Source organism: Serratia bockelmannii (assembly GCF_008011855.1).
Classification (GTDB): Bacteria; Pseudomonadota; Gammaproteobacteria; order Enterobacterales; family Enterobacteriaceae; genus Serratia; species Serratia bockelmannii.
Genome location: NZ_VOUX01000002.1, coordinates 352,280 through 374,773, shown reverse-complemented (window position 1 = coordinate 374,773; position 22,494 = coordinate 352,280). Strand labels below are relative to the sequence as shown.

Annotated in this window: 18 protein-coding genes and 1 tRNA gene; 7 read left to right on the top strand and 12 right to left on the bottom strand. The window is 58.3% G+C overall.

Annotated features, from left to right (window positions below):
* Positions 1–114: 114 nt before the first annotated feature.
* Entirely contained in the window at positions 115–1,134 is a 1,020-nt protein-coding gene (argF, locus tag FOT55_RS03810; RefSeq protein WP_147823132.1) for an ornithine carbamoyltransferase, read from the bottom strand.
* Positions 1,135–1,296: 162 nt separating this feature from the next.
* On the opposite strand from argF, the gene rraB reads away from it, so the two are divergent.
* Positions 1,297–1,722, top strand: a complete 426-nt coding sequence (gene rraB / locus FOT55_RS03805; RefSeq protein WP_025305115.1) for a ribonuclease E inhibitor RraB — start codon at positions 1,297–1,299, stop codon at positions 1,720–1,722.
* Between the two features lie 180 nt (positions 1,723–1,902).
* On the top strand, positions 1,903–2,667 hold the full coding sequence (gene miaE / locus FOT55_RS03800) for a tRNA isopentenyl-2-thiomethyl-A-37 hydroxylase MiaE (RefSeq protein WP_015376459.1): 765 nt from the start codon (positions 1,903–1,905) through the stop codon (positions 2,665–2,667).
* A 15-nt stretch (positions 2,668–2,682) separates the two neighbouring features.
* Here the strand turns inward: miaE and FOT55_RS03795 are convergent, their stop codons facing one another.
* The 5 genes from FOT55_RS03795 to pepA all read right to left on the bottom strand — a co-directional run bounded on the left by FOT55_RS03795 (position 2,683) and on the right by pepA (position 10,155).
* Positions 2,683–4,290 (bottom strand): GMC family oxidoreductase, encoded by a 1,608-nt coding sequence (locus FOT55_RS03795; protein WP_147823131.1) that lies wholly within the window; start codon positions 4,288–4,290, stop codon positions 2,683–2,685.
* Positions 4,291–4,516: 226 nt separating this feature from the next.
* Positions 4,517–5,020, bottom strand: a complete 504-nt coding sequence (locus tag FOT55_RS03790) for a GNAT family N-acetyltransferase (RefSeq protein WP_004933360.1) — start codon at positions 5,018–5,020, stop codon at positions 4,517–4,519.
* 200 nt (positions 5,021–5,220) lie between these two features.
* Complete coding sequence (locus FOT55_RS03785; protein ID WP_107226659.1) at positions 5,221–8,097, bottom strand: valine--tRNA ligase; 2,877 nt, start codon at positions 8,095–8,097, stop codon at positions 5,221–5,223.
* 12 nt (positions 8,098–8,109) lie between these two features.
* Positions 8,110–8,559 carry a DNA polymerase III subunit chi gene (locus FOT55_RS03780; protein WP_025305119.1) on the bottom strand — a complete coding sequence of 150 codons (450 nt, stop codon included), beginning with the start codon at positions 8,557–8,559 and terminating at the stop codon, positions 8,110–8,112.
* A gap of 84 nt (positions 8,560–8,643) precedes the next feature.
* Positions 8,644–10,155: a leucyl aminopeptidase gene (gene pepA / locus FOT55_RS03775; protein WP_004933352.1), complete on the bottom strand. Its 1,512-nt coding sequence runs from the start codon at positions 10,153–10,155 to the stop codon at positions 8,644–8,646.
* Between the two features lie 282 nt (positions 10,156–10,437).
* Between pepA and lptF the strand changes: the two genes are divergently transcribed.
* Both lptF and lptG read left to right on the top strand, forming a co-directional pair.
* On the top strand, positions 10,438–11,532 hold the full coding sequence (gene lptF / locus FOT55_RS03770) for an LPS export ABC transporter permease LptF (protein WP_043139168.1): 1,095 nt from the start codon (positions 10,438–10,440) through the stop codon (positions 11,530–11,532).
* Positions 11,532–12,602 carry an LPS export ABC transporter permease LptG gene (gene lptG / locus FOT55_RS03765; protein ID WP_019453290.1) on the top strand — a complete coding sequence of 357 codons (1,071 nt, stop codon included), beginning with the start codon at positions 11,532–11,534 and terminating at the stop codon, positions 12,600–12,602. Before lptF ends, lptG begins: the two co-directional genes overlap by 1 nt.
* A 61-nt stretch (positions 12,603–12,663) precedes the next feature.
* Here lptG and FOT55_RS03760 read toward each other — a convergent pair whose 3' ends face one another.
* Positions 12,664–13,422 (bottom strand): DeoR/GlpR family DNA-binding transcription regulator, encoded by a 759-nt coding sequence (locus FOT55_RS03760; protein ID WP_033636877.1) that lies wholly within the window; start codon positions 13,420–13,422, stop codon positions 12,664–12,666.
* A gap of 200 nt (positions 13,423–13,622) precedes the next feature.
* Here FOT55_RS03760 and FOT55_RS03755 point away from each other — a divergent pair, with 200 nt between their 5' ends.
* Complete coding sequence (locus FOT55_RS03755) at positions 13,623–14,339, top strand: helix-turn-helix transcriptional regulator (protein ID WP_033636878.1); 717 nt, start codon at positions 13,623–13,625, stop codon at positions 14,337–14,339.
* Here the strand turns inward: FOT55_RS03755 and FOT55_RS03750 are convergent, their stop codons facing one another.
* The 5 genes from FOT55_RS03750 to deoC all read right to left on the bottom strand — a co-directional run bounded on the left by FOT55_RS03750 (position 14,340) and on the right by deoC (position 20,277).
* On the bottom strand, positions 14,340–15,032 hold the full coding sequence (locus FOT55_RS03750; RefSeq protein ID WP_080352488.1) for an acyl-homoserine-lactone synthase: 693 nt from the start codon (positions 15,030–15,032) through the stop codon (positions 14,340–14,342).
* Between the two features lie 1,213 nt (positions 15,033–16,245).
* The gene (locus FOT55_RS03745; RefSeq protein ID WP_049208826.1) at positions 16,246–16,638 is read right to left on the bottom strand and encodes a VOC family protein; all 393 of its coding nucleotides are present in this window, start codon (positions 16,636–16,638) and stop codon (positions 16,246–16,248) included.
* A gap of 1 nt (position 16,639) precedes the next feature.
* The gene (fucP, locus tag FOT55_RS03740; RefSeq protein ID WP_147823130.1) at positions 16,640–17,971 is read right to left on the bottom strand and encodes an L-fucose:H+ symporter permease; all 1,332 of its coding nucleotides are present in this window, start codon (positions 17,969–17,971) and stop codon (positions 16,640–16,642) included.
* On the bottom strand, positions 17,968–19,497 hold the full coding sequence (locus FOT55_RS03735; RefSeq protein WP_147823129.1) for a xylulokinase: 1,530 nt from the start codon (positions 19,495–19,497) through the stop codon (positions 17,968–17,970). Before FOT55_RS03735 ends, fucP begins: the two co-directional genes overlap by 4 nt.
* A 66-nt stretch (positions 19,498–19,563) precedes the next feature.
* Positions 19,564–20,277 carry a deoxyribose-phosphate aldolase gene (deoC, locus tag FOT55_RS03730; protein ID WP_406882652.1) on the bottom strand — a complete coding sequence of 238 codons (714 nt, stop codon included), beginning with the start codon at positions 20,275–20,277 and terminating at the stop codon, positions 19,564–19,566.
* 279 nt (positions 20,278–20,556) lie between these two features.
* Between deoC and FOT55_RS03725 the strand changes: the two genes are divergently transcribed.
* Positions 20,557–20,641, top strand: a tRNA-Leu gene (locus FOT55_RS03725).
* Positions 20,642–20,839: 198 nt separating this feature from the next.
* On the top strand, positions 20,840–22,099 hold the full coding sequence (locus FOT55_RS03715; RefSeq protein ID WP_147823127.1) for a tyrosine-type recombinase/integrase: 1,260 nt from the start codon (positions 20,840–20,842) through the stop codon (positions 22,097–22,099).
* Positions 22,100–22,494: the final 395 nt, after the last annotated feature.

Below are 22,494 nucleotides of genomic sequence, written 5' to 3'. Positions count from 1 at the left end.
CGGCCTGTCACGGTAGAACCTTTGCCGGCGGCGGGCAAAGGTTAATCCGCTATTTGATATTCCAGGAATATATTAGCCTCCCTGGCCGGGGGTGCCAGGGCGGAGGGGGAACAATCAGAGGGTTTCGCTCAGCGTGGCGACCAGCACCGCCTTGATGGTATGCAGCCGGTTTTCCGCCTGATCGAACACCACGCTGTGCGCCGATTCGAACACCTCGTCGGTCACTTCCATGCCGCCGTGCAGGTCGTACTGCTGCGCCATCTGCTTGCCGAGCGTGGTTTGGTCGTCGTGGAAAGCCGGCAGGCAGTGCAGGAACTTCACGTTCGGGTTGCCGGTCAGCTTCAGCATCGCCATGTTGACCTGATACGGCCGCAGCAGCGCGATACGCTCTTGCCAGGTTTCTTTCGGTTCGCCCATCGACACCCAGACGTCAGTGTAGAGGAAGTCGGCGTCTTGTACCCCTTCGGCGATGTCTTCGCTCAGGGTGAGTTTCGCGCCGGTTTGCTGCGCCAGCGCCTGGCATTCGGCCACCAGTTCCGGCTGCGGCCAGCAGGCCTTCGGCGCCACCAGCCGCAGATCCATGCCCGCCAGCGCGGCGGCTTCCAGCAGCGTGTTGCCCATGTTGTTGCGTGCGTCGCCGACGTACGCCAGCTTCACCTCGCTCAGCGCCTTGCCCGGCAGGTGTTCCTGCACGGTGAGCAGATCCGCCAGCAATTGGGTAGGGTGGAACTCGTCGGTCAGGCCGTTCCACACCGGCACGCCGGCGTGCTGCGCCAGGGTTTCCACCAGCGCCTGGCCGTAGCCGCGATACTGAATACCGTCGTACAGGCGGCCCAGCACCCGGGCGGTGTCTTTCATCGACTCTTTATGGCCGATCTGGCTGCCGCTTGGGCCGAGATAGGTCACCTGCGCGCCCTGATCGAATGCGGCAACTTCGAAAGAGCATCGCGTGCGGGTCGAGTCTTTTTCGAAGATGAGCGCAATGTTTTTGCCCTGCAGCCGGCGCTGTTCCTGCCCCTGCTTCTTGGCCTGTTTCAGATCGGCCGAAAGCCGCAGCAGCGCCTGCAGCTCGGCGGGGGTGAAATCCATTAACCTCAGAAAGTGACGTTGGTAGAACGCATTGCCGGTGCTCATAGTCCGATTCCCTGATTGCTTAATTGAATTAAAATTCACTTTATATGTATGAATATTCAATTTCAACCCCGGCGAGGAAATCTTTCACGTTTATCGTGGAAGCAATGTCGGCGGTGTGTGAAAATAGAAGGAATGAAGGCCATTTGACTTGAGGATATAGGCATGGCAAACCGCGAATTGCTGGAAGAACAACGTGAAGAGACCCGCCTGATCATCGAAGAACTGCTGGAAGACGGCAGCGATCCGGACGCGCTCTACACCATCGAGCACCATCTGTCCGCCGAGAAATTTGAGGTTCTGGAGCAGGCCGCCGTTGAAGCCTTCAAGCTGGGCTACGAAGTGACCGACGCCGAAGAGCTGGAAGTGGAAGACGGTTCGATGGTGATGTGCTGCGACGTGATCAGCGAAGTCGGCCTGAACGCCGAGCTGATCGACGCCCAGGTCGAACAGCTGGTGGCGCTGGCGGAGCGCTGCGGCGTCAACTACGACGGCTGGGGCACCTACTTCGAAGATCCGAACGGTGAAGACGGTGAGGATGACGAAGACGGCGACTACATCGACGAAGACGACGACGGTAAACGCCACTGATTCCTTTCCGATTAATGCCTGTGGGCCGGCTCTCGCCGGCCCCTGATATCCCCGTCGTCTTTCAAGTTACAGCGTTGTTGGCTGCACTCTCTCACCCCAGTCACTTACCTGAGTAAGCTCTTGGGGATGAGTGAGCTGGCCGCCTAGCTGCAACTTGAAATACATAGGGCAATTAAGCCGATGACATACCAATCCCTGTTAGCCCCGATTTTAAGCTTCCTGCACTGTGAAACTCCCGACGCCTGGATAGACGCCGCGCGCCGTCCGGAAAACCTGCAGCTGTTGCTGACCGACCACCTGGTGTGCGAGCTGAAAGCCGCGCAGACCGGCATGTGGCTGATCCGCCGCTACGTGGCGGACAAAGAGAGCGGCGACGCGCTGTTGGCGCTGCTGCGGCCCTACGAGGCGTTTCTGCACGAGGCGCAGGGCGCGCCGGACACGCTGTTCCGCCAGGGCCAGTTCACCCGCAAGATCCTGCCGAAAAACGGCTCGGCCTACGGCCAGGATCTGGCGGATCGCATGGTGCTGTTGATCAAGGAAGAGTTGCACCACTTCTCGCAGGTGCTGGAGATCATGCAGGCACGCGGGATCCCGTATCGCAAGATCACCGCCAGCCGCTACGCCAAGGGGATGATCCGCGAGATCCGCACCCACGATCCGGCGACGCTGATCGACAAACTGATCTGCGGTGCCTACATCGAAGCGCGATCCTGTGAACGCTTCGCCAAACTGGCGCCGCACCTGGACGACGAGCTGAACCGCTTTTACGTCTCGCTGCTGCGATCCGAAGCGCGCCACTATCAGGACTACCTGACGCTGGCCGAGCAGATCGCCGGCGGCGACATCAGCGAACGGGTGGCGCATTTCGGCCGCCTCGAAGCTGAGCTGATCCTGTCGCCGGACAGCGAGCTGCGCTTCCACAGCGGCGTGCCCGCCGCCGCATGACGTTGAGGGGCGCCCCTACTGCGGCGCGCCCAGCAACAGATCCACCGCCTTTTCCGCCAGCATGATGGTCGGCGCATTGGTGTTGCCGCTGGTGAGCTGCGGCATCACCGAGCAGTCGATCACCCGCAGCTGTTCAAAACCGTGCACCCTCAGCTGTGGATCGGTCACTGCGTCCTGCGGCGACGGCCCCATGCGGCAGCTGCCCACCGGGTGATACACCGTCTTGCAGAAGTTGCGCACGAACTCTTCCAGCTGCGCCTCGTCGCGTGTCCACTCCGGCTGCGGCATCAGCAGATCTTTGATCAGAGGCTTCAGCGCCGCGGTTTGCAGGAAGCCCAGGCCGAACTTCACCGCGCGCACGCTGCCGGCCAGATCGTCCGGGTGGCCGAGGTAGTTGGCGTGCAGCTTGACCGGATCGCGCGGGTTGCTGCTGCGCAGCTGCACTTCGCCGCGCGCCTTCGGCTGCAGGTAGCCGACCTTGAGCGTGAAGCCGTGAATGTTCGGCAGCGGCTCGCCGGGCACGTCGTCCCAGCTGTCCAGCAGCGGCAGGAAGTGGATCTGCACGTCCGGCCGGCCGTCGCCCTGGCTGTCGGTGAAGGCGGCGCCTTCCAGCACGTTGGATGAGAGCACGCCGCTGCGAAACGCCAGCCACTGCGCGCCGTGGCTCAGCGCCTGCAGGCCGCGATCGGCGCCGAACAGGCTGATCGGCTCGCGGGTGCTGACGTTGATCGACATGTGCAGGTGGTCGTGGAAGTTTTTGCCCACCGGCAGATCCGCCCGCACCTCGATACCCAGCTGCTGCAGGTGGTCGCGCGGGCCGATGCCGGACAGCATCAGCAGCTTCGGCGAACCGACCGCGCCGGCGCTGACGATCACCTCTTTGGTGGCGCGCGCGGTGACTTCGGCGCCGCCGTTCTGACTGTAGACCACGCCGGTGGCGACGTTGCCCTCAAAGGTCAGCCTATGCGCCAGGGCGTTCAGTTTCACCACCAGCCGCCGTTCGTCGCGCACCGCCTTCAGGTAGGTGCGGGCGGTGCTGGCGCGTTCGCCGTTGTGGGTGGTGGTTTGGTAGAAACCGACGCCGTGCTGGCTGTCGCCGTTGAAGTCGTTGCGATAGGGCAGGTTCAGTTCCTGGCCGGCGCGGATAAACGCCATGCTGAGCGGGTGGCGATAGCGGTTTTCGCTGACCGGCAGCAGCCCGTCGGCGCCGTGGTAGTCGTCCGACAGGCTTTCGTTGGCCTCGGCGCGTTTGAAGTAGGGCAGCACCTCGCGGTAGCTCCAGCCGGTGCAGCCATAGCGTTCGGCCCAGTCGTCGTAGTCCTGCGGCTGGCCGCGCAGGTAGATCATGCCGTTGACCGAACTGCTGCCGCCCAGCACCTTGCCCTGCGCGATCTGCATGCGGCGGTTATTGGCGTGCGGTTCCGGTTCCGTCTCGTAGGGCCAGCTCTTTTTGGCGATGATCTTGGCCACACCGGCCGGCATCTTGATGAACAGGTTATTGTCGTCGCCGCCGGCTTCCAGCAGCAGCACCCGCGCCTGGGTGCGGCGGATCAGCTGCGCCGCCAGCACGCAGCCGGCGGAACCGGCGCCGACGATGATGTAATCAAAGGTATTTTCCGACATGACAGCTCTCCGTGCGCGATTGGGATACTGGCAGAGTAACGCGGGGGAAAAAGCGGTCAATTTGCGATCGTTAATTTATTAACGAACTTCACATTAAATTTACATCATGGTTTTTAACGTCAGTTTATCTGCTTGAAAAACGGCGTTATAGCGAGTTTTACTGATTGATTGCGATATTAATAAAAAGGCGCAGCAAGCTGCGCCATGATAGAGAGGCGGGGGACGATTACAGCGTTTTCAGCATGGTGACTTCGCAATCGACGTGGCCGGTGGCGCCCATCGCGTGGTCGATGTGTTCGAAGCCCAGGTGTTCGTACAGCGCAACGGCCTGCGTCAGGCTGGCGGTGGTCTCGAGGTAACAACAGCGGAAGCCGTGCTGGCGGGCGAAATCCAGCGCCTGCAGCGCCAGGCGTTTCGCCAATCCTTTGCCGCGCAACACCGGCAGGAAATACATCTTCTGCAATTCGCAAATATCGTCTGCGCCGCCCTGCAGCGGCGCGATGCCGCCGCCGCCGGCGACCTGGCCGTCCACCTCGATCACCCAGTAAGCGCTGCGCGGCAGGCTGTAGAGCTGATACAGGGCGTCCAGATTGGGATCGGAGACGGTATAGCCTTTATCCGCCGTCAGGCCGTGCTCGGCGGAGACTTCGCGAATGACGTGAGCAATGGCGGGATTGTCTTCCGCCGTGATGGGGCGCACCAGCAGGCGCGCCGGGGTTGCTGTTGTCATGTTTACACTCGCCATTGAAAGAGACCACGTTCGTTTTTCGTTTTTATCGCAGCACGAAACGCGCCGGGGATTATTTCCCGGCGGCGTCCCTGCAGCAGTAATATCTTGTAATAACATCTAACCCGGCCCGGATGCAACGGCGATAAAAAAACAGCGGGGAAGACCCCGCTGTTTTTCAGGCGTTGGCGTGAGCCGGTGGATTACAGTGCGGCGATGGTCGCCTGCTGTTCCTGCAGTTTCACTTTGCCTTCTTTGCAGGCCGCCAGACGATCGCGTTCTTTGGCGACCACCGCCTCCGGCGCGCGTGCCACGAAGCCTTCGTTCGCCAGCTTGCCTTCGATCGAAGCGATTTCCGCATCCAGCTTGCCCATCTCTTTGGCCAGACGCGCGATCTCGGCGTCCTTGTCGATGAAACCGGCCATCGGGATCAGCAGCTCGGCGCCGTCCACCAGCTTGGTGACGGAGACCGGGCCTTTCTCACCGGCCGGCAGCAGCGCGATGGATTCCAGGCGCGCCAGACGGGCGATAAAGCTTTGGTTCTCCTGCACGCGGCGCTGGGCGTCGGCGCTGCAGTTGCGCAGCAGCACGTCGAGCGCTTTGCTTGGCGCGATGTTCATCTCGGCGCGGATGTTGCGCACGGCGATGATGGTTTGCTTGATCCACTCCAGATCGTTCAGCGCCTGCTCGTCTTCCAGCGCGGCGTCGTAGGCCGGGAACGGCTGCAGCATGATGGTGTCTGCGGTCGTGCCGGTCAGCGGCTTCACGCGCTGCCAGATGGTTTCGGTGATGAACGGAATGATCGGGTGCGCCAGGCGCAGCAGCGCTTCCAGTACGGTGATCAGCGTGTGGCGGGTGCCGCGCTGTTCCGCTTCGCTGCCGTTGCTCACCACCGGCTTGGTCAGCTCCAGATACCAGTCGCAGAACTGGTTCCAGGTGAATTCGTACAGGATGTTGGCCGCCAGATCGAAGCGGTAGGTATCCAGCGCTTCGCGGTAGGCTTTCACCGTGCGGTTGAATTCGGCCAGGATCCAGCGATCCGCCAGCGACAGCACTTTCTCGCCGCCGTTGAAGCCGCAGTCGTGCGCTTCGGTGTTCATCAGCACGAAGCGGCTGGCGTTCCACAGCTTGTTACAGAAGTTGCGGTAGCCTTCCAGGCGCTTCATGTCCCAGTTGATGTCGCGGCCGGTCGAGGCCAGCGCCGCCAGGGTGAAGCGCAGGGCGTCGGTGCCGTGCGGCTCGATGCCGTTCGGGAACTGCTTCTCGGTGCGCTTGCGGATCTTCTCTGCCAGCTGCGGCTGCATCATGTTGCCAGTGCGTTTTTCCAGCAGATCTTCCAGCGAGATGCCGTCGACCATGTCCAGCGGATCGATCACGTTGCCTTTCGACTTGGACATCTTCTGGCCTTCGTCGTCGCGGATAAGGCCAGTCATGTAGACGGTCTTGAACGGCACCTGCGGCTTGCCGTTTTCATCCTTGATGAAGTGCATGGTCAGCATAATCATGCGCGCGATCCAGAAGAAGATGATGTCGAAGCCGCTGACCATCACGCTGGTCGGGTGGAAGGTTTTCAGCGCGTCGGTCTGCTCCGGCCAGCCCAGGGTAGAGAAGGTCCACAGGCCGGACGAGAACCAGGTGTCCAGCACGTCTTCGTCCTGGGTCAGCACCACGTCGGCGCCCAGGTTGTTCTCGCTGCGCACTTCTTCTTCGCTGCGGCCCACGTAGACTTTGCCGTTCACGTCATACCAGGCCGGGATGCGGTGGCCCCACCACAGCTGACGTGAGATGCACCAGTCCTGAATGTCGCGCATCCAGCTGAAGTACATGTTTTCATACTGCTTCGGCACGAACTCGATTTGGCCCTGTTCGACCGCTTCCACCGCCACTTTGGCCAGCGGCGCGGTGCGCACGTACCATTGGTCGGTCAGCATCGGCTCGATCACCACGCCGCCGCGGTCGCCGTAAGGCACCGTCAGGTCGTGCGGTTTAACCTCGTCCAGCAGGCCCAGATTTTCGAAGGCGGCAACCACCGCTTTACGCGCCGCGAAGCGCTCCAGGCCGCGGAACTCGGCCGGGATCTCGTTGCAGTAGTCGGTGCAGACTTCGCCCAGGGTGTTGAACACTTCCGCTTCCTGGCGGATGTCGCCGTCGAAGGTCAGAATGTTGATCATCGGCAGGCCGTGGCGTTTGCCGACTTCGTAGTCGTTGAAATCGTGCGCCGGGGTGATCTTCACGCAGCCGGTGCCTTTTTCCATATCGGCGTGTTCGTCGCCGACGATGCGGATGCGGCGGCCGACCAGCGGCAGAATGATCTCTTTGCCGATCAGGTCTTTATAGCGCGGATCTTCCGGGTTGACCGCCACGCCGGTATCGCCCAGCACGGTTTCCGGACGGGTGGTGGCGACCACCAGGTAGTCTTTGCCCTCGGCGGTTTTCGCGCCGTCGGCCAGCGGGTAGCGCAGGTGCCACATGGAGCCTTTGGATTCGCGGTTTTCCACTTCCAGATCGGAGATGGCGGTGCGCAGTTTCGGATCCCAGTTCACCAGGCGCTTGCCGCGGTAGATCAGGTCTTCTTTGTGCAGACGGACAAACACTTCGCGCACCGCGTTCGACAGGCCTTCGTCCATGGTGAAGCGCTCGCGCTCCCAGTCCACGGAGTTGCCCAGACGGCGCATCTGGCGGGTGATGGTGCCGCCGGATTCCGCCTTCCACTGCCAGATTTTGTCGATGAACGCGTCACGGCCGTAGTCGTGGCGGGTTTTGCCTTCTTCCGCGGCGATCTTGCGCTCCACCACCATCTGGGTGGCGATGCCGGCGTGGTCGGTGCCCGCCTGCCACAGGGTGTTTTTACCCTGCATGCGCTGATAGCGAATCATGGTGTCCATGATGGTCTGCTGGAACGCGTGGCCCATGTGCAGGCTGCCGGTGACGTTCGGCGGCGGGATCATGATGCAGAAGCTTTCCTGGCTGGTGTCGCCGTTCGGCTTGAAGTAACCCTGATTCTCCCAGTGATCGTACAGCTTCTGTTCGATCTGTTTTGGGTCGTATGCGGTGTCGAGCTGACTGTTTGTCTTTTCCATTCTTTATCGTATTCAGTGAGTTGGCGGCGTAGCCGTGGTCAAATGGAAGCCGACGCTGCGATAGGCCTTGTAACGGTCGCGCGCCAACTGTTTCAGAGTGTCTTCGTAAGGAACGAAGTCTACCACTTCATGGAAAGCGGTAGCAAAATCGGCAAACTGCGGCAGCAGGGCGATCAGCAGATCGCGCGGGGCATTGCCGCGCTTGCCGGGCCAGCACAGTTCCACCGGCGCGCCGTAGTGCGGCCCTTCGCCGGCCAGGTTGTGCGGCACAAATTCATGCGGCTCGCGCTGCCACAGCGCTTCGTCCAGCCGCTGGGCCTGCTCCTGGCTCTCGCAGGCGATCAGCACCCGTTTGCCGGAACGGAAACCGCTGGCGGCAACGGCGCAGGCCACGGCCTCATGGGCGCTGAGCGCACCAGACGGTTCCGCGTTGTCGAGCAAATAAAACGTCGCCTGTTTCATTAAGGATCCACCGCTGCCGATAAAAAAATGTAGGGGCACAGCATGCTGTGCCCCTTGGGATTATACCTGAATTACCGCTCAGATTTAATCGTCGCCGTTCAGGCCTGCACGGTTCAATAGGAACTGCGACAGCAGCGCCACCGGGCGGCCGGTCGCGCCCTTGGCTTTACCGGAGCGCCAGGCGGTGCCGGCGATATCCAGGTGCGCCCAGGTGTACTTGCGGGTGAAGCGCGACAGGAAGCAGGCGGCGGTGATGGCGCCACCAGGGCGGCCACCGATGTTCGCCATGTCGGCGAAGTTGGAGTCCAACTGCTCGTAGTACTCGTCGGCCATCGGCAGGCGCCAGGCGCGGTCGCCTGCCTGCTCGGAAGCGCCCAGCAGCTCGTGCGCCAGCGGGTTGTGGTTCGACATCAGGCCGGTGATGTGGTGGCCCAAGGCGATCACGCAGGCGCCGGTCAGGGTGGCGATGTCGATCACCAGCTCCGGTTCGAAGCGCTCGACGTAGGTCAGGGTGTCGCACAGCACCAGGCGGCCTTCGGCGTCGGTGTTGAGCACCTCGACGGTCTGGCCGGACATGGTGGTCAGCACGTCGCCCGGACGATACGCCCGGCCGCCCGGCATGTTTTCACAGCCGGCCAGCACGCCGATCACGTTCAGCGGCAGGTTCAGCTCCGCCACCACGCGCATCACGCCGTACACGGTCGCCGCGCCGCACATGTCGTATTTCATCTCGTCCATGCCGTCGGCCGGTTTGATCGAGATGCCGCCGGAGTCGAAGGTCAGCCCTTTGCCTACCAGCACGATCGGCTTAGCGTCCGGATTTGGGTTGCCCTTATATTCCATCACCGACATCAATGATTCGTTCTGCGAACCGGCGCCGACCGCCAGATAGGCGTTCATGCCCAGCTCTTTCATCTGCTGTTCGCCGATGACGCGGGTGGTGATGTTGGTGCTGAAGGCGTCCGCCAACTGACGGGCCTGCGAGGCCAGGTAGCCGGCGTTACAGATGTTCGGCGGCATGTTGCCGAGATCTTTGGCCGCCTTGATGCCGGAAGCCACCGCCAGGCCGTGCTGGATAGCGCGCTCGCCGCTGGTGAGCTCACGGCGGGTCGGCACGTTGAACACCATTTTGCGCAGCGGACGACGCGGCTCCACCTTGTTGCTTTTCAGCTGATCGAAGGTGTAGAGCGTCTCTTTGGCGGTTTCCACCGCCTGACGCACTTTCCAGTAGGTGTTGCGGCCTTTCACGTGCAGTTCGGTCAGGAAGCAGACCGCTTCCATCGAGCCGGTGTCGTTGAGGGTATTGATGGTTTTCTGGATCACCTGCTTGTATTGGCGCTCATCGAGCTCGCGCTCTTTGCCGCAGCCGATCAGCAGGATGCGCTCGGAGAGAATGTTGGGCACATGGTGCAGTAGCAGCGTCTGCCCGACCTTGCCTTCCAGTTCGCCACGGCGCAGCAATGCGCTGATATAACCATCACTGATTTTGTCGAGTTGTTCTGCGATAGGGGACAGGCGGCGCGGTTCGAAAACGCCGACTACAATACAGGCACTGCGCTGTTTTTCCGGGCTACCGCTTTTTACACTGAACTCCATGCACTCTCCTGAATCTTAAAGACAAAGGCGGACGCTACGGCTAGAATAACCGACTCCGTAACGATCTCCTGCCATTTGAGTTAACGGATTATGTTAACCTGAACGGCATAAATTGCTCTGTTTTGGCGACTATAAGCAAGTTCCTATAGGACACCCAAACGGCTTGATGTTGTAATACTATTTTAGCTGTGAAGGTTGCCATATGATGAGAATAAATGGCGGATTAACGATGAAATTATCGATTTTCCTGCAAAAAGACAAGTTTTCACAGGCGTAATAAGCGTGATCATCATAAGATATCTGGTACGGGAAACGCTCAAGAGCCAAATCGCCATCCTGTTCATCCTGCTTCTGATCTTCTTTTGTCAGAATTTGGTCAGGGTGTTGGGCGACGCGGTGGACGGCAATATCCCGACAAACTTAGTACTCTCTCTGCTCGCGTTGGGCGTGCCGAAAATGGCGCAGCTCATCCTGCCTTTGAGCCTGTTTCTCGGCTTGCTGATGACGCTTGGGCGGTTGTATACCGAGAGCGAAATCACCGTTATGCACGCCTGCGGGCTGGGTAAACGCACCCTGATTATCGCCGCCATGATCCTGGCGCTGCTCACCTCTGCGATCGCGGCGGTGAACGTGTTTTGGGCCGGCCCCTGGGCCTCGCGCTATCAGGACGTGGTGGTGAACGAAGCCAAGGCCAACCCGAGCATCGCCGGGCTGGCGGAAGGGCAGTTCAAACCCTCGCAGGACGGCAACGCAGTGCTGTTTATCGGCAACGTGAAGGGCAGCACCTTCAACGACGTGTTCCTGGCGCAGCTGCGACCAAACGGCAACCAACGCCCGTCGGTGGTGGTGGCCGAGCACGGCAACATCGTGCAGCAGAAAGACGGCTCGCAGGTGGTGACGCTCGACAAGGGTACCCGCTTTGAAGGCACCGCGCTGCTGCGCGACTTCCGCATTACCGACTTCACCGACTACAAGGCGGTGATTGGCCACCGCACCGTGGCGGCGGATAACACCGAATCCGAACAGATGTCGATGCAGACGCTGTGGGAGTCCGACGATCCGGACGCGCGCGCCGAGCTGCACTGGCGCCTGACGCTGGTGGTCTCGGTGGCGCTGATGGCGCTGCTGGTGGTGCCGCTCAGCGTGGTGAACCCGCGCCAGGGCCGCGTGCTGAGCATGCTACCGGCCATCCTGCTGTATCTGATCTTCTTCCTGCTGCAGACCTCGCTGCGCTCCAACGCCGGCAAGGGCAAGCTGGATCCGATGCTGTGGCTGTGGCTGGTTAACGGCGTTTACTTCGCGATCGCGCTGGCGCTGAACCTATGGGATACCGTGCCGATGCGTAAGCTGCGCGCACGCCTGAGAGGAGCGGCCTGATGTTTGGCGTATTAGACCGGTATATCGGTAAAACGATTTTCAACACCATCATCATGACGCTGTTCATGCTGGTGTCGCTGTCCGGCATCATCAAGTTCGTCGATCAGCTGCGCAAGGTCGGCCAGGGCGAGTACACCGCGCTGAGCGCCGGCATGTACACCCTGCTGAGCGTGCCGAAAGACATCGAGATCTTCTTCCCGATGGCGGCGCTGCTTGGCGCGCTGCTCGGCCTGGGCCAACTGGCGACGCGCAGCGAACTGGTGGTGATGCAGGCTTCCGGCTTTACCCGCCTGCAGATCGCCGGCTCGGTGATGAAAACCGCCATTCCGCTGGTGCTGCTGACCATGGCGATCGGCGAGTGGGTAGCGCCGCAGGGCGAGCAGATGGCGCGCAACTACCGCGCCCAGCAGATGTACGGCGGCTCGCTGCTCTCCACCAAGAGCGGGCTGTGGGCGAAGGACGGCAACGACTTCATCTACATCGAGCGCGTCTCCGGCGATAAAGAACTCTCCGGCGTGAACATCTACCACTTCAACGATCAGCGTCGCCTGGAAACGGTGCGCTATGCCGCTACCGCCAGCTTCGAGAACGGCCTGTGGCAGCTTTCGCAGGTGGACACCTCGGATCTGACCAACCCGAAACAGGTGACCGGCACCCAGACGCTGACCGGCGAATGGAAAACTAACCTAACCCCGGACAAGCTGGGCGTGGTGGCGCTGGATCCGGATTCGCTCTCCATCAGCGGGCTGCACAACTACGTGAAGTACCTGAAGCAGAGCGGCCAGGAATCCAACCGTTACCAGCTCAACATGTGGAGCAAAATCTTCTCGCCGCTGTCGGTGGCGGTAATGATGCTGATGGCGCTGTCGTTCATCTTCGGCCCACTGCGCAGCGTGCCGATGGGTATCCGCGTGGTGACCGGCATCAGCTTCGGCTTCCTGTTCTACGTGCTGGACCAGATCTTCGGCCCGCTGAGCATGGTCTACAGCATGCCGCCGGTGCTGGGCGCGCTGCTGCCGAGCATGCTATTCCTGCTGATCAGCGTATATATGCTGCTCAAACGCAAGTAGCGGGGCGATCGGTAGTGAAGAAAGGCGTGGCCGTGGGGCCGCGCCTTTTTTGTTGGGAGGATTAGCTAACGCTCAGCAGCGCGATGCCGGCATCCTGATAGGCCTGCGCGTCTTCCGGCAGGCGATCCAGCACCAGGGTATCGATCTGTGCAGGGGAGGCGAACTGCGCCAGCGAGGTGTTGCTCAGCTTGGAGTGATCGCACACTACGATCACTTGATTGGCATGCTCCACCATCGCGCGCTTGGTTTCGGCCAGCATGATGTCGGCCACACAGGCGCCCTGTTTCAGCGACAATGCGTTGGCGCCCATAAACGCCTTGTCGATGTTCAGCGTATCCAGCAGCGAACGGCCGTTGATGGCGACCGCGCAGTGATAACCCTTTTTGACGATGCCGCCCAGCAGGATGATCTGGATCGATTCGACGTCTTCCAGACTCTTGGCGATCATGAAATCGTTGGTGACCACGGTCAGGTTGCGGCGCTGGCGCAGATGGCGGGCGATCTGCAGGGTGGTGGTGCCAGTATCCAATACGATGATGTCGCCGTCTTCCACCAGGCCGGCGGCCAATTGACCGATTTGCTCCTTGGCGCTGAGGTTCACCTCTTCACGCTGATCGGAGCCGACCTCGAAGCTGGCACGGGTGCGCAGAATGGCGCCGCCGTGGGTGCGTGTCAGCATACCGGCGTCTTCAAGAATGCGCAGATCGGTGCGGATGGTGGCGCCGGAGACGTTAAAGCGCGAGCTCATTTCCCCCACGGAGAGCTTGCGCTTCTCCTTGAGAATGGCGAGGAGTTTTTCCTGGCGCTCTTCTGCGAACATGCTCACTCATTCACTCCTGACAGGCACAATGGACGTGCGGCTAATATACCCCGCGTATCGGCGGCAGGCAAAGCGCTTGCCGGCCGCCGCTGGCAATATTCCACCGGGCATTATCCGTGCGAGATGTGAAGGTTACGGCGCGTCGATCCTTTTTGGTATAGTCTACCCAGCAGCGTATTGGGTAGCGGGGCAGGCAGTTAATGGAATATGAAGAGAATATCAGTCACATTATCAGCAAGCATCTGGAAGCGGCATTAGGCGATTTCGGCGAGCTTATCTGGGCCTACGTGGTGTTATCCAAGAAAGATATGTCATGTATCTTTGGCGTCACCAATTATCCCGGTGAATGGGTAAAGCAATATAAAGAGCAAGGGCTACAATATACCGATCCGGTAGTCATTACGGCGCTCAATCGCCTGACGCCTTTTGCCTGGGATGAAAATCTGATGGCCGGTGCCGGCTTCCGCTTTTCTGAGTTGTTCGAGCAAGCACGCGAATTCGGCGTAGCCGACGGCTATACCTTCGTGTTGCATGATTTTAATAATAATCTGGTGACCCTTTCCTTTACCCTCGCTGCCGAGCGCAAGGCGGAAACCATGCAGATGCTGAATCAGCATAAAGGCGATATTTCGTTGCTGCTGGCATCGACCCATGAGATGTATTTGACGCTGACTTCACTGTCCGAAAAAAACACCGCGCGCCAGGAAAAAAACGCCCGTTTTACCGAGAGAGAAAACGAGATCCTCTATTGGGCCAGCGTAGGGAAAACCTACCAGGAAATGGGTATGATCCTAGGGATCAAAACCTGCACCATCAAGTTTCATATGGGGAACATTGTCAAAAAGCTGGGGGTGGCGAATGCCCGGCATGCAATCCGTTTAGGGATGGAACTTCAGCTGATTAAACCGGTGGGGTGATTAGAATGCAGGTTCGTCGCTCAACGGCCAGGCGTTTAGCATGTGCTCGTCTTGCGTATTCAACTTTTTGAATATTTTGTTTTTTAATGCCTCCTGGCTCTGACGATCAACGTGGCCCAACAGCAAATGAACGGGCTCGTTCTTTTCCGATATGCCTGTCTTCAGCAGCGTGACGTTCCAGCCGGAGCTTTTGATGATATGCAACATCGGATGGCTGGAGACGGCCAGTATGCCGTCATAGCCGTGTTGCCGCGCATAGTTGATCAGCGATAAGAACAGCGCCAGAGTCACAGGGAACCGGCGACCCAGCAGTGACTGGGTTCTTTCTTTATCGACGAAAAAGCGTGTGGATTCGATGAAATTCCCTTCTGGAATGACGATGTCATGAAAGAAAGAGGAAAATGCGCTGTTCAGCATATTCTTGTGTTTCATATCAATCATCCTGGTACCACAAACTATCATGTTGTCCTTTACGCCAAATATATAGTTTGTCTTATCATTATCAAACTCATCCAGCTCCTTGCCGTCTGAACAGTTCACGGCCCATTGCAGCCTGTCTTTAAAGACATTTTTCCTTAAAACATAAAGTTCTGCTGATTTTTCGGTGCTCATTGATGCGTAGTTGGTGCTGTAAATATTAAACATAATGTTACCTTTGAATAAATTAAGAGAAATAACTTTATCCAGTAACATCAGCGAAGTTTCACTACGAGCATGCCGGTGCGTGAGAATGATAAGGCTTTTTAAGCGATCGGCGCTAACCTTATTATGCCGTGCCGCGAGGCAGTTTCAGGGCAATGGCACAGTGAACACAGCAGGCCGGCGAAATTGAACGGCCTGGCCGATTAAAGACAGGAGAGGATTCCAGAATTGCTATCATGGGCTGCCCGGCTTGTCTGCCATGGCGAAATATTAACTGGTGATTTTATAATGAATGGTGTCTTAATTATTTTAATAGTGAATTGGTGATATTTTCCTACTGAAGATTTGCCTATAAGGCATGACTTCGTCGTCCCGCAGAGGAATAAGCGTGAAAATGGCGGCCAGTGTGATTTTTACAGTATGTCCTCGGACCTGTACTCCTGCGTGACCAAGTCCGCTCTTAAAAAATATCTGATAGAGATCACATTATTGTAATGACAGGAACGGTGCTATTTCGTGATGGTTCTGCGGGTATGTTGGGCTGCTGGGTGAAATGAGCAATGTGTGGTGGTCTTGATAGAACGCCGTGGCGGCTGAGATACAGAGCGAAAAATAGTGCTAGCACCCGATTTCCGCTATGTGAAATAATAACCCAACTGAACTGATGAAGGTCTAGTAGGGTACTATACTTTAGTCTAACTAGCTTCTAACTCCCTAAGGCGATACACTTTTCTAGTCAATTTTTGATGAAAAAAACATAAAAAAAACCTGACCTCGTAGGGTCAGGCTGCCAAGATCGGCCAACACCAGGGAAAATTTTCTTACACCATCTTAAAGCTATCAACTCAGCAGAGGCAAGTGTTCTCTGCTGGTTTTTAGCTTTGGGTTGCTGTTTTGTTACGTATGCACGCTATTTTCTGTTGGTTCTAGATAAAATCCCATATCAAGAAATAACATCTCTCCCCTGACAACCCCGTTCCCATTGACTTATTCCAGTTATGACTGCCGTAGATGAAAAAATAGTGTTGTCGAAATGTTGTGCAAACATATTTTTTATTGGCTGAATTATTGTGATGCAATTATTTTCAGCATTGTTATCCCGGTTCGGGATTATTTGGCATCGTTTACATAGATCGGGGGAGTAACAAGCATAACCCGACAAGCGGCGAGCCAAGGTTATAAAGACGCGTGAGCTGACAAAAAAGCGAATGAGGCCCGATGGCTTATAACAGCCATCGGGCCTTGTGCTATGTGGGAAGAAACATTACAACGGTTGGCTGAACTCCACCCGCTCACCGTCCGGCCCGGCGATCATCAGATAGCGCACGCCGTTGGCGCCGCTGGGCTGCAGCGTCGGCCCTTCAATCACCGGATAGCCCAGATCCGCCAGCCAGCGTTGCGTGGCCGCCAGATCGGTGACCCGCAAAGCGATGTGGTCGATACCATAGGCGCTGGCGGGGCGAGTCAGCCCTTCGGCGGGTAGCTGGTATAACTCCAGCGTTAACTCACCCAACTGCAAAAACTGTACGGTGACGGGGCCGCTGAGCGCCAGCGTTTGCCGGGGTTCGAAACCGAGTGAACGATAGAAGCCGGCGGCTCGTTCGATATCGGCGCAGCGCAAACCGACGTGCATCAGCCCGTTAATTCGGTGTGCCATATCAAATCCCCTTGCGCGCGCAGTAGAAGCCATAGAAGGCGACGTAGGCGAAGCAGATCAGCGGCACCGCGAAGGCGATCTGCATATCGCCGCCGTTGAGATCGGAGATGATGCCCATGATTAACGGCACCACCGCACCGCCGATGATCGACATCACTACGATCGAACCGGCCACCTGAGTTTCTTCGCCCAGCCCTTTGATCGTCAGGCCAAAGTTGGTTGGCCAGCACAGCGCCATGCAGAAGTTGACGCCCATGATCGCCACCACCGCCAGCAGGCTTTGGATGTTGACGGCCAACAGCAACAGCAGCACGCATACCGAGCAGAACACGCCGAGCAACCGCGCCGGGCTGAACTTTTTCATCAGCGCGGTGGTGACCACCTTGCCGGCCGAGTAACAGACCAGCGTGGCCAGCAGCCAGTAGGTGGCCGAATGCTCGGTTGCCCCCTGTTCAATCATCTGCACAAAACGAATGGTGAAACTCCACAGCCCTACCTGCGCGCCGACATACAGGAACTGCGACAGCACCCCCAACCGGAAGCGCGGCAGCGCCAGCAGGATCTTCAGCGATTGCATCAGCGGCTTGCCCGCTCCCTGGTGCGAGCGCTGGGTTTTGCAGGCGGGGAATTTCACCGCCACGAAGATCAGCGCCAGCACGATCAGCACGCTGCCGATGATCAGATAAGGTGTGACCACCTGTGACACCATCTGGGTGCGTGCCGCTTCGGCCGCCGCCGGTGGCATCTGCAGCAGCTCGGCGTGGCTGGGATCGTTTTTGCCGAACACCAGTTGCTGGCCGATCAATACGCCAAAAATGATCCCCTGCGAGTTGAAGATCTGCGAAAAGTTGATGCGCTGGGTGGAGGTTTCCAGCGGCCCCAGCAGGCTGGAGTAAGTATTGGCGGAGGTTTCCAGGAACGACAGCCCGGTGGCGATCACCCCCAGGCAGGCCAGGAAGGCGCCGTAGGTCATGATCTGCGCTGCCGGGATAAACAGGAAACAGCCGAGCGCGTACAGGCACAGGCCGATCACGATCGCCACCTTGTACGAGTAGCGTTTGATCACCGCTGCGGCGGGCAGCGCCATCACGAAGTAGCCGAGGAAGAAGATCGACTGCACCAGTGCGGTTTGGGTATCCGACAGATCGAAGCCTTTTTTGAACTGGGCGATCAGAATATCGTTCAGGTTGCCGGCCATGCCCCACAGGGCGAACAGGCAGCAGACCAGCATCAGCTGCAGCCAGGGCGTGGCGGGCAGATAGGCGCTGCGGTCGATGCTTTCGGCCGCGGCGTGTTGCGCCACGTCGCCCTTGTTAATCAGAGAGTCGCTCATTGCGGTGTTCCTTCATCCGGAGAAAAAGAGAACGAGCTAATAACGTCAAGCTGCTCGTAGAGGGGCTGCGCTTGGCGGTAGAGCTGTTCGAACAGCTCGAAGCAGCGCAGGTAGTGCTCGTGCTGGCGCGGATCGGGAGTAAATTCGCGCTCGATGCTGACAGTGCGGCTCACCCCTTGGGCGAAACTGCTGAATAGCCCGACGCCGACCCCGGCGACGATCGCGCAGCCGGTGGTGCCGTTCTCCTGATTGCGCGTCTGCAGCAGCGGCAGGTTATAGACCGAGGCTTTGATCTGCAGCCACAGCGGGCTGCGCGCGCCGCCGCCGGAGGCGATCATTGCCTCCGGCTCCTGTGCGTGGCGCCTGAGCTGCTGCAGATTACGCAGGGAGGCCAGCGCTACGCCTTCCAGCACCGCGCGGTAGAGATGCGGCTGCCCATGCTTGCGCTGCAGGCCGAAGAACTGCGCGCGCGAGTTGGTGTGTTCCGCCAGCCGCTCGCCGGTCAGGTAGGGCAGGAACAGCAGCCCCTCGGCACCCGGCGGCACCTCGGCCGCCATATCGAGCATCTGTTGGTGGCTGAGTTGGCCGGCGCTTAGCGCCGAACGCGCCCAGCGCATGGCGTCGCCACCGGCATCGAGCAGGGTAAAGCCGCCCCAGGCCGAGTTGGCCAGGTGCAGGTTGTTGACGCTGGCAGAGAGCAGCGGGTGTTCCGAGACCACGGTGAGCAGCGTGGAGGTGCCGGTGCTGTCGGAGGCGATGCCAGCCTGATAGACGCCGGAACCGAGCAGGGTAGCGGCCATATCCGCCGAGCCCGCTACTACCGGCACGCCCGGCGGCAGACCGGTAACGCTTGCCGCTGCGGGCGTAATGTGGCCAATCACCTCGCTGGAGAGGTGGATGGCGGGCAGCTGATCGGCGCGCAGCCCGAACTGCCGTAGCGCCTCTGGCGACCACTGCAGCGTGGCGCTGTCCATCAGGTAATAGCAGGAGGCTTCACTGTAGTCGGTGGCGCGTACGCCGCAGAGCCGGAAATTGACGTAATCCTTAGGCATCAACACCGTGGCGATGCGCTCCCACTGCGATGGGTGATGCTCACGCAGCCAGGCCAGCTTGAACGCCGGCCAGGCGGCGGTGGGGGGATTGTTCAACAGTTCCAGCCAGGGCTGCGGCTGTTGTTGGTGGCTAAAGCGCGCCACTTGCGGCTGTGCGCGTTTGTCGTTCCACAGCATGGCGCGATGGACGACCAGCTTGCCGTCGGCATCGAGCAAGACCGTGCCGTGCATTTGCCCGCAGGCGCCGACGGCGGCGATACGCGGCCAGTATTCGGCGTAGCGCGCGTACAGCTCCTGCGTACACTGGCAGACACTCTGCCACCACAGCGAAGGCGGTTGTTCCGACCAACCGGCCTGCGGCGTGATCTGCTCGTACTCGCGCTGCGCGAAGCCAAGGATTTCCCCGGTGTTGGTGACCAGCCCGGCGCGGGTGCTGCCGGTGCCAATATCAAGGGTAAGAAGTAAATCTTTCATTGTTATCACTCCCGTGGCGGATGGCGCGGGCCACCCGCAGAAGCGTGCGCTGGGATCGCGCAGGATTTAGTTATCGTTCAGTTCTGGGAACAGACCTGGATCCTGTTCGAGCTGCTCCAGCACGCGCTGGGTGGCCGCCGCGCTCATGCCAAAGCGGCGTACGCCCAGCCGATACAACGCGCGCACCGTGTCCAAATCGCGAATGCCGCCGGCCCCTTTGATCTGGATGCGGCCACGCAACTGATCGGCGATGATCGCCACTTTCTCTACCGTGGCGCCGGTCGGTGCCCAGCCGGTGGAGGTTTTCACCCAGACCATGCCGACTTCGACGGCGATATCGCACACCCGACGGATCTGCTGCTCGTTCAGATAGTGCGTCTCCAGAATGACTTTGGCCGGCACCGGTGCGGCGGCCTCGACTACTCGGCGCAGATCTTCACGCACGTAGCCGTAATCCCCCGACAGCACCTTACCTATGTTCACCACCATATCGACCTCGCGCGCGCCCTCGGCGATCAGCTGGCGCACCTCCTGCACCTTGAGATCGGTGGTCTGCCCACCGCCGGGAAAGCCGACCGGCCCGCCAATCATCACGTCCGCCTGGCCGTGCTCCGGCAGCAGGGTACTGAGGAAACGCGTCCAGCACGGCAGCACGTGCACCGAGATGATGCGATAGCGGCTGGCCAGCGCGGCGCAGTGGCGCACGTCTTCCTCGGTATTGGTGGCCTGCACCGCGCTCAGATCGATCAACCTGGCCATGCGTCTGGTTGTTTCATTCATTGCGTTTATCCTTCTTTTATTTTCATTTGATTTTATTTTTTCACCTTATTCTCTTTCATATGGCTTTAAAATCATCATTTGGTGAAATTGTGATCGGTTCTGCGATTTTGTTATGGGGGGCATGAAAGTGCGGGAGGAAGATGCGGCAAATGCCGCAATAAGAGGGTAAACGGGGATTGTGATGCTTTTTTCAACATTTAACTCATTGAATGCCTGATAACTCTTGCGCGCCGATCGCGGGAAGGTATAATGCACCCGTTTTCCGCATACTACTTCAGTGCCGAAGTGGCGAAATCGGTAGACGCAGTTGATTCAAAATCAACCGTAGAGATACGTGCCGGTTCGAGTCCGGCCTTCGGCACCATCGGAAAATTAATAGACGTCAACGGACGTCTTTTTTTGTGTCTGAAATCCAGTATCCGCAAGGCTTTCCTCGCTTTTTCACTCAACCTAAGTCAACCTGATTCAATCTACATCAACTTACTGATGCGGGTACAACTGCGGGTATATCCCGGTTCGATAATGTTTGTACCCACACAGAACCCTTGAAAGGATACTCATCATGGCTCTGAGTGATGTGAAGGTTCGTTCGGCTAAGCCTGAAGCAAAAGCCTATAAGCTGACTGACGGTGAAGGCATGGTTTTGCTGGTTCACCCTAACGGCTCCAAATATTGGCGGTTGCGTTATCGCTTTGGCGGTAAAGAGAAAATGCTAGCGCTGGGAAAATACCCTGAGGTTTCGCTGGCGGATGCTAGGGCACGACGTGATGAAGCCCGTAAGCTGTTAGCTAATGGCGTCGATCCCAGTGAAAACAAGAAAGCCGTTAAGGTAGAGCAGGAGCAAGAGGCGATAACGTTTGAAGTGGTTGCCAGAGACTGGCATGCCAGCAACCAGAAATGGTCGGCATCGCACAGTGCTCGTGTATTAAAAAGCCTGGAAGATAATCTCTTCGCTGCTATCGGTAAGCGGAACATTGCTGAGTTGAAGACACGGGATTTGCTTGTACCCATCAAAGCGGTGGAGTCATCCGGGCGTCTCGAAGTTGCGGCTCGTTTGCAACAGAGAACTACCGCGATTATGCGCTTTGCTGTGCAGAGTGGGTTAATCGACTACAATCCTGCGCAAGAGATTGCCGGTGCGGTTGCTACGGCGAAAAGACAGCATCGTGCGGCTTTGGAGCTTAATCGTATTCCTGAATTACTTCATCGCATTGATCACTATTCCGGAAGACCATTAACCCGACTTGCTGTCGAACTTACCTTGTTAGTCTTTATCCGCTCAAGCGAGCTGCGCTTTGCCCGCTGGTCAGAAGTGGATTTTGAAACGGCCATGTGGACGATTCCGGGAGAGCGTGAGCCGCTGGAAGGTGTTAAACATTCTCAGCGAGGTTCGAAGATGCGGACACCTCACCTTGTTCCTTTGTCGCAGCAGGCGTTAGTCATTTTGGAAAAGATCAAAAGTATGAGTGGAAACCGTGAGCTGATCTTCATTGGTGATCACGATCCGCGTAAACCCATGAGTGAGAACACGGTGAACAAGGCTCTGAGAGTGATGGGCTATGACACAAAAACGGAAGTCTGTGGGCATGGTTTCAGGACCATGGCTTGTAGTTCACTGATAGAATCGGGGTTGTGGTCGAGGGATGCAGTAGAGCGGCAAATGAGCCATCAGGAGCGTAACTCTGTTCGGGCTGCATATATCCATAAGGCGGAGCATCTTGGGGAGCGGAGGTTAATGCTGCAGTGGTGGGCGGATTATCTGGATGCGAATCGAGAGAAGGGGGTTAGTCCATTTGATTTTGGAAAACTAACGACTGGTTAAAATTGTCATAAATGAGCAGGCTGTAAGAGAGGCCTGCTTGTGAGCCCTGATTAGGCTAGGAAGGTGCGTTGAAGACCATGCTCAAGATTTAATGATAAATGGATAACTGCTTCAGTTCATTGCAATGGTGCACAGGGATAACCAGTCTGTAAGCGTGGCGATAATATTGCTGAATATGGATAAGGCATCTTTCTGAAGCGGCTGGTTAACCAGAAAACTTTCCACTCGTTCTATTTTTAGCCTGAGTTCCGCCGAACATGTAACGTCGGATGCTGGTTAGTTAAAGAGAAAGCCCCGTTCACTATCCCGGTAGTAGCATTCTGCAGTGCACTCGGTCGGTATTTATGAAATGCCATAAGAATATCGAAGAAAAATTTTTGGCATACTTGGTGGGC